The following is a 13,978-nucleotide window of genomic DNA, read 5'->3' as shown; positions in this document are numbered from 1 at the left end:
TAGTACGCCCGCTCCTGCGCCGAGCGCGTGCCGGCGGCGGTGCCGCAGAACACCAGGCGCAGTCCTGGCACCATGACGTCCGGCAGGACGTGTTCGACAGTGTCGTCAGTCATCGAGAATGAAGTCGCAATAGCGGAAGCGTTCGTCGCGCATCACCGATTCGCCCTGGCGCAACGGAAGATCGTGCTCGAAAAGAGGGCCGCCGAAGCTCAATGTATGGAACTCGCCACGTTCACCGCAGGGATCTGCGCTCTCGGGCAAGGATGCCAGCAGGCGGGCATCGAAGGAATGGCCGGCGAAACGGCCATGCAGTTGTTGCGTGTCCACGCAACAAAGGCTGGCACGGTGGCCCTCGGCAACGAAACGATGGGCCAGTGCGGCAGTGTCTTCGCCCCAGAGCGGGAAGACACCTTCCCAGCCGAGCGGCGCGAGCTGCTTCTGCCGATACGCCCGGACATCCTCAAGGAACAAGTCGCCGAAGGCGATGTGCCGAAGACCCGGCCAGCGCGTCCGGGCTTCAATCAGCGCTGCGGCGAAGGCCGCCTCATAGGCATCGTTGCTCGAAGGCCAGTCGAGTTCGGCTACCACCAGCGGAAGGCCCAGCGCCCGGGCTTGTGCTTCCAGGACATCCCGACGCACGCCGTGCATGGCAATGCGCTGGAAGTTACGGTTGACCGTGGTGAGTAAACCCACCACGCGCCACGATGGGTCACCCCTCAGGCGCTGCAAGGTCATCAGGCAATCCTTGCCGCCACTCCAAGAGAGCAATACTTCGGTGGGGGATGTTGGCATCGGCCCATGGTAGCGGGAATAAAAAAAACCCGGCAATGCCGGGTTTTTTCCTGTCACGCCAGGGTCGGGATCAACCCTTGCGCGAGGCCTGCTTGCGGTCGTTTTCCGTCAGGTGCCTCTTGCGCAGGCGAATTTCCTTCGGGGTCACTTCCACCAGCTCATCGTCCTCGATGAAGTCGAGGGCCTGCTCCAGCGAGAACTTGATCGCCGGGGTGAGCTTGATGGCGTCGTCCTTGCCTGAGGCGCGCATGTTGGTCAGCGGCTTGGTCTTGATGGCATTGACGGTGAGGTCGTTGTCCTTGGCGTGGATGCCGATCAGCTGGCCTTCGTACACGTTGTCGCCTTCGGCAGCGAACAGCTTGCCGCGATCTTCCAGCGGCCCCAGCGAGTAGGCAGGAGTAGCGCCCGGTGCATTGGCGATCATCACGCCGTTCTGGCGCTTGGCGATGGCGCCGGTTTCCTTCGGGCCGTAGTGGTCGAACACGTGCGAGAGCAGGCCCGAGCCCTGGGTGAGCGTCTTGAACTCGTTCTGGAAGCCGATCAGGCCACGCGCCGGGATCATGTAATCCAGGCGCACGCGGCCCTTGCCGTCGGGCTCCATGTTCTTCAGCTGGCCCTTGCGAATGCCGAGCTTTTCCATCACGCCGCCCTGGTGCTGCTCCTCGATGTCGATCACCAGCTGCTCGACCGGCTCCTTCAGCTCGCCGTCGATTTCCTTGATGATGACTTCCGGGCGGGACACGGCCAGTTCATAGCCTTCGCGGCGCATGTTCTCGATCAGCACCGAAAGATGCAGTTCGCCACGGCCGGAGACCAGGAATTTATCCGGATCGGAACCTTCTTCCACCTTCAGGGCCACGTTGTGCAGCCTTTCGCGCTCCAGGCGCTCACGCAGCTGGCGGCTGGTGATGAACTTGCCGCCGGAGAGATCCTTGTTGCCGGCGAACGGGGAATTGTTCACCTGGAAGGTCATGCTGATGGTCGGCTGGTCGACGGTGAGTGCCGGAAGGGCCTCGGGGGAGTCCAGGGCGCAGACGGTGTCGGAAATGCCCAATTCCTGGATGCCGGAAATGGCCACGATGTCGCCGGCCTCGGCCTCTTCGACCTCGAGGCGCTCAAGACCCATGAAGCCAAGCACCTGCAACACCTTGCCCTGGCGCTTCTTGCCGTCCGGGCCGACGACGCTGACGGGCATGTTCTTCTTGATCTTGCCGCGCTGGATGCGGCCGATGCCGATCAGGCCGACGAAGCTGTTGTAGTCCAGCTGGCTGATGCGCATCTGGAACGGGCCGTCGGGGTTAACGTCGGGCTTGGACACGTGCTGCATGATCGCTTCGTACAGCGGGGTCATGTCGCCTTCGCGGACTTCCGAATCCAGGCTGGCGTAACCATTGAGCGCCGAAGCGTAGACGATGGGGAAATCCAGCTGTTCGTTGGTGGCGCCGAGCTTGTCGAACAGGTCGAACACCTGGTCGACGACCCAGTCCGGGCGGGCGCCGGGACGGTCGACCTTGTTCACCACCACGATGGGCCTGAAGCCCATGGCGAAGGCCTTGCTGGTGACGAAGCGGGTCTGCGGCATCGGGCCGTCCAGGGCGTCGACCAGGATCAGCACCGAGTCGACCATCGACAGCACGCGCTCGACCTCACCGCCGAAGTCGGCATGGCCCGGGGTATCGACGATGTTGATGCGGTTGTCGCGCCACCTGATGGCGGTGTTCTTGGCAAGGATCGTGATGCCACGTTCCTTTTCCTGGTCGTTGGAGTCCATCACGCGCTCGGCAAGCACGGTGCGCTCAGCGAGCGTGCCGGACTGCTTGAGCAGCTGGTCGACGAGGGTCGTCTTGCCATGGTCGACGTGGGCGACGATGGCGATATTGCGCAGTTTTTCGATGGACATACCCGGACCCCCCGGCTCGTGGCCGGAGCACCTTTCGTGGTTAAGGAAGCCGCCTAGTATACGGCCAATCGGTGGCATCCGCATGAATTGTTAACGATAGCTGTCCTATCGCCGCCGCCGGCCCCACCGGTTATCGTGATCTTCCCCCATCGAAAGGAAGCCGGCATGCCGGAGATCCGCGTCACCGATCACCGGCACGGCGATGACCTGCTCAGTGCCGGGATGGGTCTGGCGGGTCTGGTGGGCCTGGTGCCCTCGTGCGCCCATCCCAACAATCCCACATCGTTGGAATTGCGCCGCCGGGCCATCCAGTCGAGCTGGAAGGGCATTGCCGACTTCGGCGTGCTGGGCGGGTTCGGCGAGGTCTATGGCGCCGTGCCGGACGTGCCCGGGCGTGAATTCACCGCCTTCGATACCCTCGATGGAGCACATTTTCCGCATCGCGTGCTATTGCAGGCACCCGATGCATTCGACGAAAAGGCACGCTGCCTGGTGGTGGCGCCTTCGTCTGGGTCGCGCGGCGTTTATGGCGCGATCGCCCTGGCTGGTGGTTGGGCGTTGCCCCGCGGTTTCGCCGTGGCCTACACGGACAAGGGCGCCGGGGCGGGGTATTTCGATCCGGCGGACATGAGCGGCGTGGCCCTGGACGGGCGTCGTGCACGCATGGGCGAGGCGCCGCTGGAATTCGCGGTGGAAGGTTTGAGCCCGCTGGACGGCCTTGGCATCAAGCATGCCCACTCGCAGGACAATCCCGAGGCCGACTGGGGACGCCATGTACTGGCCGCGGCACGTTTTGGCCTGGCGATGCTCGATCGCGCCTATCCGCATCTCGCCCCGTTCACCCCGGCCAACACAAAAATCATCGCCACCGGCCTTTCCAACGGAGGCGGCGCGGTGTTGCGCGCCGCCGGCGACGATGCCGACGGTGTCCTGTCCGGCGTGGTTGCGCTAGAGCCCAATATCCACATGTCCGGGCGTGGCCGGCCTTTGTACGACTACGCCACCGAAGCCGCCCTGTTGTTGCCTTGCGCGCTTGCCTCGCCGCAGTTCGCCAGCGTGCCATTCGCCCGGGCCATGGGCGCTGCGCCCTTGCCATGGATCGCCCGTGGCGCCAGCCTGCGCGCCCTTGGCCTGGTCGATGGGGGTACGCCGGCGGCGCAAGCGGCCGATGCACTGGCGCGATTGCGGTCGAGCGGCTGGCGCGATGAAGCGGTGGCCACGGCGGCATCGTCCACATCGCTGGATCTTTGGCGTGCATTGGGCGCGACATACGCATCGTCATATCTGCGGTGCCCGCCCGATCGCATGCCCTGCGGCTTTGTTTTCCGCAACACGATGCCGGCATTGCGACCTACCTGGTGGTCCGACGCCAGTGGCGTCCCGCCTGGCCCTGGTGTGGCCATGCTCGGCGGCATCATGCCCGGCGCGGACATCAACCTGCCGGGCGAGCAGGGGCTTCGTGCCTTGTGGGATGGGACATCGCCGGATGCTGCGAAACTGCGCCGCTCGGTCGATGCCACGCGGGCGGGCCTTCCCGCCGAAGGCTTGCCGGTGATCGTGGTCCAAGGCGCTGCCGACGGTCTGGTCCCGGCCACCTTCAGTGCCGATCCCTACGTAGCCTGGTTGCGCGCCTCCGGCCGTTCGCCCGTGTACTGGCGCGTGCCCCATGCCCAGCATTTCGATGCCTTCCTGGCATTTCCGGAGTTCGGCGATCGCTACATACCGCTTCTTCCCTATGGCTACGCTGCGCTGGACCGGCTCTGGGCGCATCTGGCCACGGGCAGGGCTCTGCCGGAGGATGCCGTGCCGGCCGCTGCCCAGCCACGCGGACCTGGGAAACTCACCGCCGCCCACCTGGCGCTCGTGTCCGGTTGAATCCCGTGGACGGTCCCCCCACGTCCGGTCGGGTATGCTCTGGCCCCCATTGCAGCCCGCCATGCCCCGTGGCGGTCATTCCAAGGACACCGAAGGACACCCCATGCCGATCACTGTCACCCTGCGCACGAACAAAGGTCCGATCCACATCCGCATGCACGACGACAAGACGCCGCTGACCGTGGCCAATTTCATCAACCTGGCCAGGCGTGGCTACTACGACGGCCTGACCTTCCATCGCGTGATCAACGACTTCATGGTCCAGGCCGGTTGCCCCGAGGGCAGCGGCCGCGGCGGTCCGGGTTACCGTTTCGGTGATGAGTTCGATCCCAGCCTGCGGCACGACAAGCCGGGTGTGCTCTCCATGGCCAATGCCGGCCCGGGCACCAACGGCAGCCAGTTCTTCATCACCCACGGCGCCACTCCGTGGCTGGACGGCAAGCACAGCGTGTTCGGCGAAGTGATCTCGCCCGAAGACATGGCCGTGGTGAACCAGATCCGCCAGGACGACATCATCGAAAAGGTTGTGGTGGAAGGTGACGTCGACGCCTTGCTGGCCGCCCAGGCCTTCCAGGTGGGCGAGTGGAACAAGGTGCTCGACGCCGGCTGAAAAGTAGTGCCGGATGGGCCCATCGAAAGCGGTGGCTAACCGTCATCTGCCGGGTATACGCTCCCCAGGCTGGGGGGCTTTCACGGGAGATACGACATGGGTCTGCTCGATGAATTGCTTGGTGGCCAGGGCGCCGCGGGCAATGCCGGCAACGGCAGCAACGGCGGCGGATTGGGATCGGCGTTGGGTGGCGGTGGCCTGATGGCCGTGGCCGCCGCCCTGCTTAGCAAGGCCGGGGGCGTGGGCGGGCTGGTGAGCATGCTCCAGCAGCACGGCCTGGGCGGAGCCGCCCAATCCTGGGTGGGCACCGGCGAAAACCAGCCGGTCGCGCCGGACCAACTTTCCCAGGCCCTGCAGGGCGGGGGGCTGGGCAACCTGGTGCAGGAAGCGGCCGCCAAAATGGGCACCAGCCCGGATGAACTGATGGCGAAGCTTTCCGGCGTTCTGCCGCAGGCGGTGGATCACCTCACACCGCAAGGCCAGGTGCCTGAACAACCGTCCGGCGGTTTCGATACGTCGGCCCTGAGTGGGCTGGCCGGGAAGGTGTTCGGCTAGAGAGGAAAACCAGGAGGGCCGCGCATGGCGCGGCCCTCTTTTCCTTGCCAATCCGACGGCCGGTCAGGCCGTGCGGCGCCGGAACATCCGCCAGATCAGCAGCAACACGATGGCCCCGACCACCGAGGCGATGAAGCCGGCCGAATCATCCGGCCCATACCAGCCCATCTGCTGTCCGGCCCAGCCGGCCAGCAGCGAGCCTGCGATACCCAGCAAGCCGGTGATGATGAAGCCACCCGGATCTTTCCCCGGCACCAGAAACTTGGCAATGATGCCCACGACAAGGCCGATCAGGAATGCCCAAAGCCAGTGCATAGCCGCTCCCCGTTGGTTGGTGTAGCCGCATCATGCACCCGGCCGGGGCGGGAAGTCTGCCACCCGTGATAAAATTCTTGGGCTTTGCCCCTTCCGTTGCCCACGAACGAGTACCCGCATGCCGCAGCTTGCCCAGCGAATCGGACGCGCCAAACCCAGCGCCATCATGGTCATCGCCGAAAAGGCGAAGAAGCTCAGGGCCGAAGGCCGCGATATCGTCAATTTCTCGATCGGCGTGCCCAATTTCCTGCCCGGCGCGCATGTGTACGACGCCGCCCGTAAGGCGCTGGACACCGATTCAGGCCAGTACGGCAGCAACCGCGGCGCTGATGCCGTGCTCGACGCCTTCCTGGGACACATACAGGCGCTGGGGCTTACCGGCTATACCCGCACCAACATATGCACCGGCGTCGGCGCCAAGCACATCCTGTACAACCTGGCCGAGGCCCTGCTGGACGAGGGCGACGAGATCACCTTCCCTACGCCCTACTGGACCAGCTACGTCGACATCGCTGAGATCGTCGGCGCGAAGATCAACCTGCTGCCCTGTCCGCCAGAGCGGAACTACAAGCTCACCCCGGCCCAGCTGGATGAAGCCCTGGCCCGCAAGCCGCGTGTATTCCTGTTCAACAATCCGTCCAACCCGACGGGCATGGTGTACACGAAGGAAGAAATCACGGCGCTTGCCGATGTCATTGCCAACTACCCCGACACCTGGGTGATCACCGACGACATCTACAACACGATGGTGTACGACGACGTCGGCTACCACAACTTCGTCCATGCCCGTCCGGAACTCAAAGACCGCGTGATCTTCGTCGATTCGCTGTCCAAGACCTACGGCATGCCTGGCTGGCGCGTGGGCTTCATCGCCGCGCCTGAGTCAGTGGCGCGCGCTGTCACCACGATGAACTCCAATCACATCACCAACCTGCCCGAAGTGGTGTCGGCCGCGGCGGTCGCGGCCCTTTCCGGTCCGCAGGACGTCCCCCGGCAGAAGGCCGGCGAGTTCGCCGCCAAACGCGATCGCGTGCATGCGGCGCTGGTGGCCATCCCCGGGGTGCATTGCCCGCGTCCGCAAGGTGCGTTCTACGCCTTCCCCGATATCTCCGTCGCCTTTGGCAAAAGCCATGGAAGCACGCGCATCGACAACGATATTGAGTTCTGCGCGGCGCTGCTGGAGGCCAAGGGCGTGGCCTGCGTGCCGGGTTCTGCTTTCGGCGAGCCGCGCGCATTGCGTATTTCCTATTCCTGTCCCGACGACCGGCTCGACCAGGGTATGGCCCGGATCGCCGAGTTCTTTGCCGAACTTCACTGAACCATCGACTGTTAGGAGTCATCCCCCATGAAAGCTCCCGTACGTGTTGCCGTGACCGGCGCTGCCGGCCAGATCGGTTATGCCCTCCTTTTCCGCATTGCCGCCGGCGACATGCTCGGTCCGGACCAGCCGGTGATCCTGCACCTGTTGGAAATCACCCCGGCGCTGCCTTCGCTGCAGGGCGTGGTGATGGAGCTGAACGACTGCGCCTTCCCGACGCTCGCAGGCGTCGTGGCCACCGATGACCTCAACGTGGCCTTCAAGGATGTCGACTACGCCCTTCTGGTGGGTGCGCGTCCGCGCGGCCCCGGCATGGAGCGCAAGGATCTTCTCGAAGCCAACGGTGCCATCTTCGGCCCACAGGGCAAGGCCCTGAACGATCACGCCAAGCGCGATGTGCGTGTGCTGGTAGTGGGCAACCCCGCCAACACCAATGCACTGATCGCCCAGCAGAACGCACCGGACCTGGATCCGAAGTGCTTCACCGCAATGGTGCGCCTGGACCACAACCGCGCGCTGTCGCAGCTGGCGGAGAAGACCGGCAAGCACACCACCGATATCAAGAAGGTCACCATCTGGGGCAATCACAGCTCCACCCAGTACCCCGACCTCCACCAGGCCACCATCGGCGGCAAGCCAGCGCTCGAGCAGGTCGACCAGGCGTGGTACGAAAACGACTTCATCCCCACCGTGCAGCAGCGTGGCGCGGCGATCATCAAGGCACGTGGCGCATCGTCCGCGGCGTCCGCGGCGTCCGCGGCGATCGACCACATGCATGACTGGGCACTGGGCACGGCCGAAGGCGACTGGGTGTCGATGGGTATCCCGTCGGATGGCTCCTACGGCATTGAGCCGGGTGTGATCTTCGGGTACCCGGTGACGGTGAAGGGTGGCAAGTATTCGATCGTGCAGGGCCTGCCAGTCAATGCGTTCTCGCAGGGCCGCATCGATGCCACCAACAAGGAACTGCGCGAAGAGCGCGCCGGTGTCGAGCACCTGTTCAAGAAGTAAAACGCTTTATGGCGTCAACGAAGGCCGCGCGTCTGTAAAGCGACGCGCGGCCTTTTTCATGTCGGTACCGCGGTATCAGCCGGGCGCCCGGCCACGACGCTGGCAGTAACAAGATCGCTACCCACATTCACCGTGGTTCGCAGCATGTCGAGCAGGCGGTCGACACCAAGTACGATGCCGATGCCCTCGGCGGGAATGCCGAAGCTCACCAGCAAGCCGGCAATGAGTGGCAGTGAACCTCCGGGAATGCCGGCTACGGCCACGGCGGAAATGACCGCCAGGACCATCAGCACGGCTTGTTGGGCCAGCGACAGTTCCACCCCGAAGGCCTGCGCCACGAACAGCACCACGCAGCCTTCGAACAAGGCCGTGCCGCTCATGTTCATGGTGGCGCCCAATGGCAGCACGAAGCCCGCCACGCTCGGGGGGAGCTTCAATTCCTCACGGGCCACGGCCAGCGATGCGGGAAGGCATGCACTGCTGGAACTGGTGGAAAACGCCGTGATCAATACGGGCCGGATCTGCCGGAAGAAGCCCAGTGGCGAGCGCCCGGCAAAAAACTTCAACCACAGCGACATGGTGCCGAACAGATGCACCAGCAGGGCCGCCGCGCACCCGGCGACGAACAGCGACAGCGTGACAAGGATATCCACGCCCACCTTCACCACCACGCTGTAGATCATCGCCGGCACCGCATAGGGCGCAAGTTTCAGCGCGAAGTCGACCACGCGGGTCATGAGCGCGGCTACCGTTTCAAGCGCGCCCAGCACCTGGGTGCGCGCCTGGGCCACCAGCTGCGTGGCAGCCGCGCCCACCAGGATGGCGAAGACGATCAATGGCAGCACGTCGCCCAGGCGATTGCGGTCGTTGCCCACCACCGCGCCAAGCAGGTTGCGCGGCATGAACATGTCCACCAGGGTGGCGGCGTTGAGGGCTGGCTGCGCCGCACGGGTCTGCATCAGGCCGGCCGAGGTACCGCTGTATTGGCGCACCAGGCTGGCGCGCGTATCGGCGTTGAGGAAATGCCCGGGTTCGAGCAGGTTCATCATCAACAGGCCCAGCAATACCGCGACACACATGTTGGCGACGAACAGGCCGAAGGTGCGCCCGGCCAGGGGACCTAAGCGGTCGAGCCGGCCCAGCTGGGCAACTCCCGAGGCCAGTGACGCGAACACCAGGGGCACGATGACGAAGAACAATAACCGCAGGAACACCTGGCCAAAGGGGTCGAGTACTTCCGTGGCTACCCGTTGCATGAAGGCCAGCGCCGGGGGGTGGAAGTGGCCCAGGACAAGGGTGGCGAGGCCTGCAACGATGCCGGCGAGCAGGCCAACGAGGATGCGGCGGGCGAGGGGACTGGCTTTTTGGCTCATGGCACAACCCTAGCGGTGCGGGGAAAATCCGTCTTTCGAGAAATAACCTTGTTGTACTGCAGCACGGGGAGGGCACTCCGAATGCGCTAAAATCGACGTTTTCCCGGAGCAGACATGGCACAGCTTCCTTCTCCCGGCGCGCTCTTCCGCGAAGCGCTCGCCACTGAATCGCCCTTGCAGGTGATTGGCGCCATCAATGCCAACCATGCGCTGCTGGCGCGCCGCGCCGGTTACCGTGCCATCTATCTTTCCGGCGGCGGCGTGGCCGCGGGTTCACTCGGCCTGCCGGACCTTGGCATCAACACTCTCGACGACGTCCTGACCGATGTCCGGCGGATCACCGACGTGTGCGACCTGCCACTCATGGTGGATATCGACACCGGCTTCGGCCCCAGCGCGTTCAACATCGCCCGCACCGTGCGCAGCCTGATCAAGGCCGGTGCCGCGGCCTGCCACATCGAAGACCAGGTAGGCGCCAAGCGCTGCGGCCATCGCCCGGGCAAGGAGATCGTCAGCGCCAGCGAGATGGCCGACCGCGTCAAGGCCGCCGCTGATGCGAAGACCGACGCAGACTTCTTCCTGATCGCCCGCACCGATGCGATCGCCGTCGATGGCGTGGACGCCGCCATCGAGCGCGCCATCGCCTGCGTCGAGGCTGGTGCCGATGGCATCTTCGCCGAAGCCGCGTATGACCTGGCTACCTACAAGCGATTTACCGACGCGCTCAAGGTGCCGGTGCTGGCCAATATCACCGAGTTCGGCAGCACGCCGCTCTTCAGCGTCGAGGAACTGGGTAGCGTGGGCGTGGGCATCGTGCTGTATCCGCTTTCCGCCTTCCGTGCCATGAACAAGGCCGCCGAAAACGTCTACCAGGCGATCCGCCGCGACGGACACCAGCGCAACGTGGTGGACACCATGCAGACGCGCGAAGAGCTCTACGACCGCATTGGCTACCACGACTACGAACGCCGCCTCGACGAACTGTTCTCACGCAAATCCTGATCGCACGCCCCCGAAGGAACCCAAGCGCATGAGCGAACAAACGCTTCCCAAGCCGAAGAAATCGGTAGCCCTTTCCGGCGTCGCCGCCGGCAATACCGCGTTGTGCACGGTCGGCCGCAGCGGTAACGACCTGCACTACCGCGGCTACGACATCCACGATCTGGCCGCCAAAGGCTGCTTCGAGGAAGTGGCGCACCTGCTGGTGCATGGCGTGTTGCCCACATGGCAGGAATTGAATGCCTACAAGGCGCGCCTGCGCCGCCTGCGTGGCCTGCCTGCGCCGGTCAAGGGCGCCCTGGAGCTGTTGCCCGCGGCGACCCATCCGATGGATGTGCTGCGTACCGGTTGCTCGGTGCTGGGCACCGTGCTCCCGGAAAAGGACGACCACAACCGCACCGGCGCCACGGCGATCGCCGACCGCCTGATGGCAAGCTTCGGTTCCATGTTGCTGTACTGGTTCCACTTCAGCCATAACGGCAAGCGCGTGGAAGTGGAGACGGACGACGACTCCATCGCCGGCCATTTCCTGCACGTGCTGCACGGCAAGAAGCCCAGCGAGCTGCATGCCCATGCGCTGGACAAGTCGCTCATCCTGTATGCCGAACACGAGTTCAATGCCAGCACCTTCGCTGCGCGCGTGGTCGCCGGTACCGGCTCGGACATGTATTCGGCCATCACCGGCGGCATCGGTGCCTTGCGCGGCCCCAAGCACGGCGGCGCCAACGAAGTGGCGATGGAGATCATCGCGCGCTACCGCAATGGTGATGAGGCGGAAGCCGATATCCGCGCCCGCGTTGAGCGCAAGGAAATCATCATCGGCTTCGGCCACCCGGTGTATACGGTGTCCGATCCGCGCAACGAGATCATCAAGGAGATCGCGCGCAAGTTGTGCACCGAGGGTGGCAATCCGAAGCTCTTTGAAGTGTCCGAACGCATCGAGAAGGTGATGTGGGAACAGAAGAAGATGTTCCCCAACCTCGACTGGTACTCCGCGTCTGCTTACCACATGATGGGCGTGCCCACAGCGATGTTCACGCCCCTGTTCGTGATCTCGCGCACCTCGGGCTGGAGTGCGCACATCATCGAGCAACGCGAGGATGGCAAGATCATCCGTCCCAGCGCGAACTACGTCGGACCGGAAGACTTAAGCTACACGCCGATCGAAAAGCGGTCCTGACGCTACGGGCGGCTTAGAGCGACGCGGCCAGCCGCGTCGCCTGGGCGATCGCCCGTTTGGCATCGAGTTCGGCGGCCACATCCGCTCCACCGATCAGATACACGCTCATGCCTGCTGCCGCCAGCGGATCGTGCAGTGCACGGTTGGGCTCCTGGCCTGCGCAGATCACCACGTTGTCCACCGGCAGCACCTGCGGGGTGCCGTCGATCAACACGTGCAGTCCCTCATCGTCGATCTTCTGGTAGGCCACGCCGCCAAGCATGCGTACCTTCTTGTGCTTCAGGGTCGCCCGATGCACCCAGCCGGAGGTCTTGTTCAACCGCTTGCCTGGAGTTCCGGGGCTGCGCTGCAACAGCCATACCTCGCGATCAGGTCCTTCGGCCTTTGGCGGCGCCAGTCCGCCACGATGGGCAAGCGTGGTGTCTACGCCCCATTCGCCGGTCCAGCGCGCGATATCGGTACTGGGCGACGGACGCGACTGCACCAGGAATTCGGCGACGTCGAAGCCAATGCCGCCCGCGCCGATCACGGCCACCTTCTTGCCGACGTGCGCACCGCCGGCAAGGACGTCGACGTAGCTCAAAACCTTGGGATGATCACTGCCTTCGATACCCGCTGCGCGTGGCATCACGCCAGTGGCAAGCACCACGCCGTCGAAGCCGCCCGCCTGTAGCATTTGCACCGTTGCAAGCTGGCCCAGCGCAAGCGTTACACCGGTTTCTCCCAGGCGATGCCCGAAATAGCGGATCGTCTCGTCAAATTCTTCCTTGCCGGGAATAAGCCTGGCCATGTTGAACTGGCCGCCGATCGCCGGCGCGCCATCGAAGAGGGTGACCGCATGGCCGCGTTCGGCAAGCGTGGTGGCGCAGGCCAGGCCCGCGGGGCCAGCGCCGACCACGGCGTAACGCTTGCGCGCGCTGGCCGGGCGGATCAGAAGTTCGGTCTCGTGACAGGCCCGCGGATTGACCAGGCATGACGCCCGGCGATTGACGAACACGTGGTCCAGGCATGCCTGGTTGCAGGCGATGCAGGTATTGATTGCCTGCGTGCGTCCGGCGGCGGCCTTGTTCACCCAGTCCGGATCGGCCAGCAGGGGCCGTGCCATCGACACCATGTCGGCATCGCCTGCGGCCAGCACACGTTCGGCAACATCGGGCATGTTGATGCGGTTGGTGGTCACCAGCGGGATCGATACCTCGCCCTTGAGCTTGCGCGTGACCCAGGTGAACGCCGCGCGCGGCACGCTGGTGACGATGGTGGGGACACGCGCCTCATGCCAGCCGATGCCCGTGTTGATGATGGTGGCGCCGGCAGCCTCCACTTTCTTCGCGAGGGTGACGATCTCATCCCATGATTGCGCGTCGTCGACCAGGTCGAGCATCGACAGGCGGTAGATGATGATGAAGTCGCGGCCCACCGCCTGGCGGATGCGCCGGACGATCTCCACCGGCAAGCGCATGCGTCGATCGGCGTCGCCGCCCCAGGCATCGTTTCGCTTGTTGGTGCGAGCGGCAATGAACTGGTTGATCAGGTAGCCTTCCGAGCCCATCACCTCGACGCCGTCGTAGCCGGCACGCTGCGCAAGTTTCGCGCTGCGCACAAACGCCGCGATGCTGCGCTCGACACCGCGCCCAGTGAGTGCCCTGGGTGTGAACGGGCTGATCGGGGATTTTATTTTCGACGGCGCCACGGCCAGCGGTTGGTAGGCGTAGCGGCCGGCATGGAGGATCTGCATGCAGATCTTGCCACCTTCGGCATGCACTGCCTGGGTAACCTTGCGATGCCGGGCCACGTGCCAGGGCATCGACAAGGTGCCGGAGAACGGTTTCAACCATCCTTCCATACTCGGCGAGATGCCGCCGGTGACGATCAGGCCCACACCGCCTCGTGCACGCTCGGCGAAAAATGCCGCGAGCTTGTCGAAATCCTTCGCCTTGTCTTCAAGCCCGGTATGCATCGAGCCCATCAGCACGCGATTGCGCAGTGTGGTGAAGCCAAGGTCGAGTGGTGCAAGCAGGTGCGGGTAGTCCACGGGTCAGCGCCAATTCAA

At 64.6% G+C, this 13,978-nt stretch carries 12 protein-coding genes and 1 pseudogene; 7 read left to right on the top strand and 6 right to left on the bottom strand.

Annotated features, from left to right (window positions below; all coding sequences use genetic code 11):
• The 3 genes and pseudogenes from VGM61_RS15925 to typA form a co-directional block, all read right to left on the bottom strand.
• Positions 1 to 113, bottom strand: a pseudogene (locus VGM61_RS15925) (mismatch-specific DNA-glycosylase); the annotation flags it as partial.
• A complete protein-coding gene (locus VGM61_RS15920; RefSeq protein ID WP_331523851.1) occupies positions 106 to 792 on the bottom strand; it encodes an ATP-binding protein in 687 nt (228 codons plus the stop codon). The gene VGM61_RS15920 and the pseudogene VGM61_RS15925, both read right to left, overlap by 8 nt.
• 70 nt (positions 793 to 862) lie before the next feature.
• Positions 863 to 2,692 carry a translational GTPase TypA gene (gene typA / locus VGM61_RS15915; RefSeq protein WP_331523849.1) on the bottom strand — a complete coding sequence of 610 codons (1,830 nt, stop codon included), beginning with the start codon at positions 2,690 to 2,692 and terminating at the stop codon, positions 863 to 865.
• Positions 2,693 to 2,857: 165 nt separating this feature from the next.
• Here typA and VGM61_RS15910 point away from each other — a divergent pair, with 165 nt between their 5' ends.
• From VGM61_RS15910 to VGM61_RS15900, 3 genes are all read left to right on the top strand, one after another.
• Positions 2,858 to 4,567 (top strand): 3-hydroxybutyrate oligomer hydrolase family protein, encoded by a 1,710-nt coding sequence (locus VGM61_RS15910; RefSeq protein ID WP_331523848.1) that lies wholly within the window; start codon positions 2,858 to 2,860, stop codon positions 4,565 to 4,567.
• Between the two features lie 103 nt (positions 4,568 to 4,670).
• Positions 4,671 to 5,177, top strand: a complete 507-nt coding sequence (locus VGM61_RS15905) for a peptidylprolyl isomerase (RefSeq protein WP_331523847.1) — start codon at positions 4,671 to 4,673, stop codon at positions 5,175 to 5,177.
• Positions 5,178 to 5,273: 96 nt separating this feature from the next.
• Positions 5,274 to 5,732 carry a YidB family protein gene (locus VGM61_RS15900; protein WP_331523845.1) on the top strand — a complete coding sequence of 153 codons (459 nt, stop codon included), beginning with the start codon at positions 5,274 to 5,276 and terminating at the stop codon, positions 5,730 to 5,732.
• A gap of 63 nt (positions 5,733 to 5,795) precedes the next feature.
• Here the strand turns inward: VGM61_RS15900 and VGM61_RS15895 are convergent, their stop codons facing one another.
• Complete coding sequence (locus VGM61_RS15895; protein WP_331523843.1) at positions 5,796 to 6,047, bottom strand: GlsB/YeaQ/YmgE family stress response membrane protein; 252 nt, start codon at positions 6,045 to 6,047, stop codon at positions 5,796 to 5,798.
• A gap of 118 nt (positions 6,048 to 6,165) precedes the next feature.
• Here VGM61_RS15895 and VGM61_RS15890 point away from each other — a divergent pair, with 118 nt between their 5' ends.
• Positions 6,166 to 7,365, top strand: a complete 1,200-nt coding sequence (locus tag VGM61_RS15890) for an aminotransferase class I/II-fold pyridoxal phosphate-dependent enzyme (protein WP_331523841.1) — start codon at positions 6,166 to 6,168, stop codon at positions 7,363 to 7,365.
• Positions 7,366 to 7,392: 27 nt separating this feature from the next.
• A complete protein-coding gene (locus tag VGM61_RS15885) occupies positions 7,393 to 8,376 on the top strand; it encodes a malate dehydrogenase (RefSeq protein ID WP_331523839.1) in 984 nt (327 codons plus the stop codon).
• Positions 8,377 to 8,432: 56 nt separating this feature from the next.
• Here the strand turns inward: VGM61_RS15885 and VGM61_RS15880 are convergent, their stop codons facing one another.
• On the bottom strand, positions 8,433 to 9,749 hold the full coding sequence (locus VGM61_RS15880; RefSeq protein ID WP_331523838.1) for a dicarboxylate/amino acid:cation symporter: 1,317 nt from the start codon (positions 9,747 to 9,749) through the stop codon (positions 8,433 to 8,435).
• 114 nt (positions 9,750 to 9,863) lie between these two features.
• Here VGM61_RS15880 and prpB point away from each other — a divergent pair, with 114 nt between their 5' ends.
• Both prpB and prpC read left to right on the top strand, forming a co-directional pair.
• The gene (prpB, locus tag VGM61_RS15875) at positions 9,864 to 10,751 is read left to right on the top strand and encodes a methylisocitrate lyase (RefSeq protein WP_331523837.1); all 888 of its coding nucleotides are present in this window, start codon (positions 9,864 to 9,866) and stop codon (positions 10,749 to 10,751) included.
• 28 nt (positions 10,752 to 10,779) lie between these two features.
• Complete coding sequence (gene prpC / locus VGM61_RS15870; RefSeq protein WP_331523836.1) at positions 10,780 to 11,928, top strand: bifunctional 2-methylcitrate synthase/citrate synthase; 1,149 nt, start codon at positions 10,780 to 10,782, stop codon at positions 11,926 to 11,928.
• A 13-nt stretch (positions 11,929 to 11,941) separates the two neighbouring features.
• Here prpC and VGM61_RS15865 read toward each other — a convergent pair whose 3' ends face one another.
• Entirely contained in the window at positions 11,942 to 13,960 is a 2,019-nt protein-coding gene (locus tag VGM61_RS15865) for an FAD-dependent oxidoreductase (RefSeq protein WP_331523835.1), read from the bottom strand.
• Between the last annotated feature and the right edge of the window lie 18 nt (positions 13,961 to 13,978).

It is taken from the genome of Pinirhizobacter sp., from assembly GCF_036499745.1.
In the GTDB taxonomy this organism is placed as follows: domain Bacteria; phylum Pseudomonadota; class Gammaproteobacteria; order Xanthomonadales; family Rhodanobacteraceae; genus Pinirhizobacter.
The sequence above is the reverse complement of the archived record's forward strand: the minus strand, read 5'-3'. Positions and strand labels throughout refer to the sequence as shown.

Coding starts and splice junctions, on each gene's coding strand:
- VGM61_RS15920 (WP_331523851.1), bottom strand. CDS start 792: ATGCCAACATCCCCCACCGAAGTATTGCTCTCTTGGAGTGGCGGCAAG.
- typA (WP_331523849.1), bottom strand. CDS start 2,692: ATGTCCATCGAAAAACTGCGCAATATCGCCATCGTCGCCCACGTCGAC.
- VGM61_RS15910 (WP_331523848.1), top strand. CDS start 2,858: ATGCCGGAGATCCGCGTCACCGATCACCGGCACGGCGATGACCTGCTC.
- VGM61_RS15905 (WP_331523847.1), top strand. CDS start 4,671: ATGCCGATCACTGTCACCCTGCGCACGAACAAAGGTCCGATCCACATC.
- VGM61_RS15900 (WP_331523845.1), top strand. CDS start 5,274: ATGGGTCTGCTCGATGAATTGCTTGGTGGCCAGGGCGCCGCGGGCAAT.
- VGM61_RS15895 (WP_331523843.1), bottom strand. CDS start 6,047: ATGCACTGGCTTTGGGCATTCCTGATCGGCCTTGTCGTGGGCATCATT.
- VGM61_RS15890 (WP_331523841.1), top strand. CDS start 6,166: ATGCCGCAGCTTGCCCAGCGAATCGGACGCGCCAAACCCAGCGCCATC.
- VGM61_RS15885 (WP_331523839.1), top strand. CDS start 7,393: ATGAAAGCTCCCGTACGTGTTGCCGTGACCGGCGCTGCCGGCCAGATC.
- VGM61_RS15880 (WP_331523838.1), bottom strand. CDS start 9,749: ATGAGCCAAAAAGCCAGTCCCCTCGCCCGCCGCATCCTCGTTGGCCTG.
- prpB (WP_331523837.1), top strand. CDS start 9,864: ATGGCACAGCTTCCTTCTCCCGGCGCGCTCTTCCGCGAAGCGCTCGCC.
- prpC (WP_331523836.1), top strand. CDS start 10,780: ATGAGCGAACAAACGCTTCCCAAGCCGAAGAAATCGGTAGCCCTTTCC.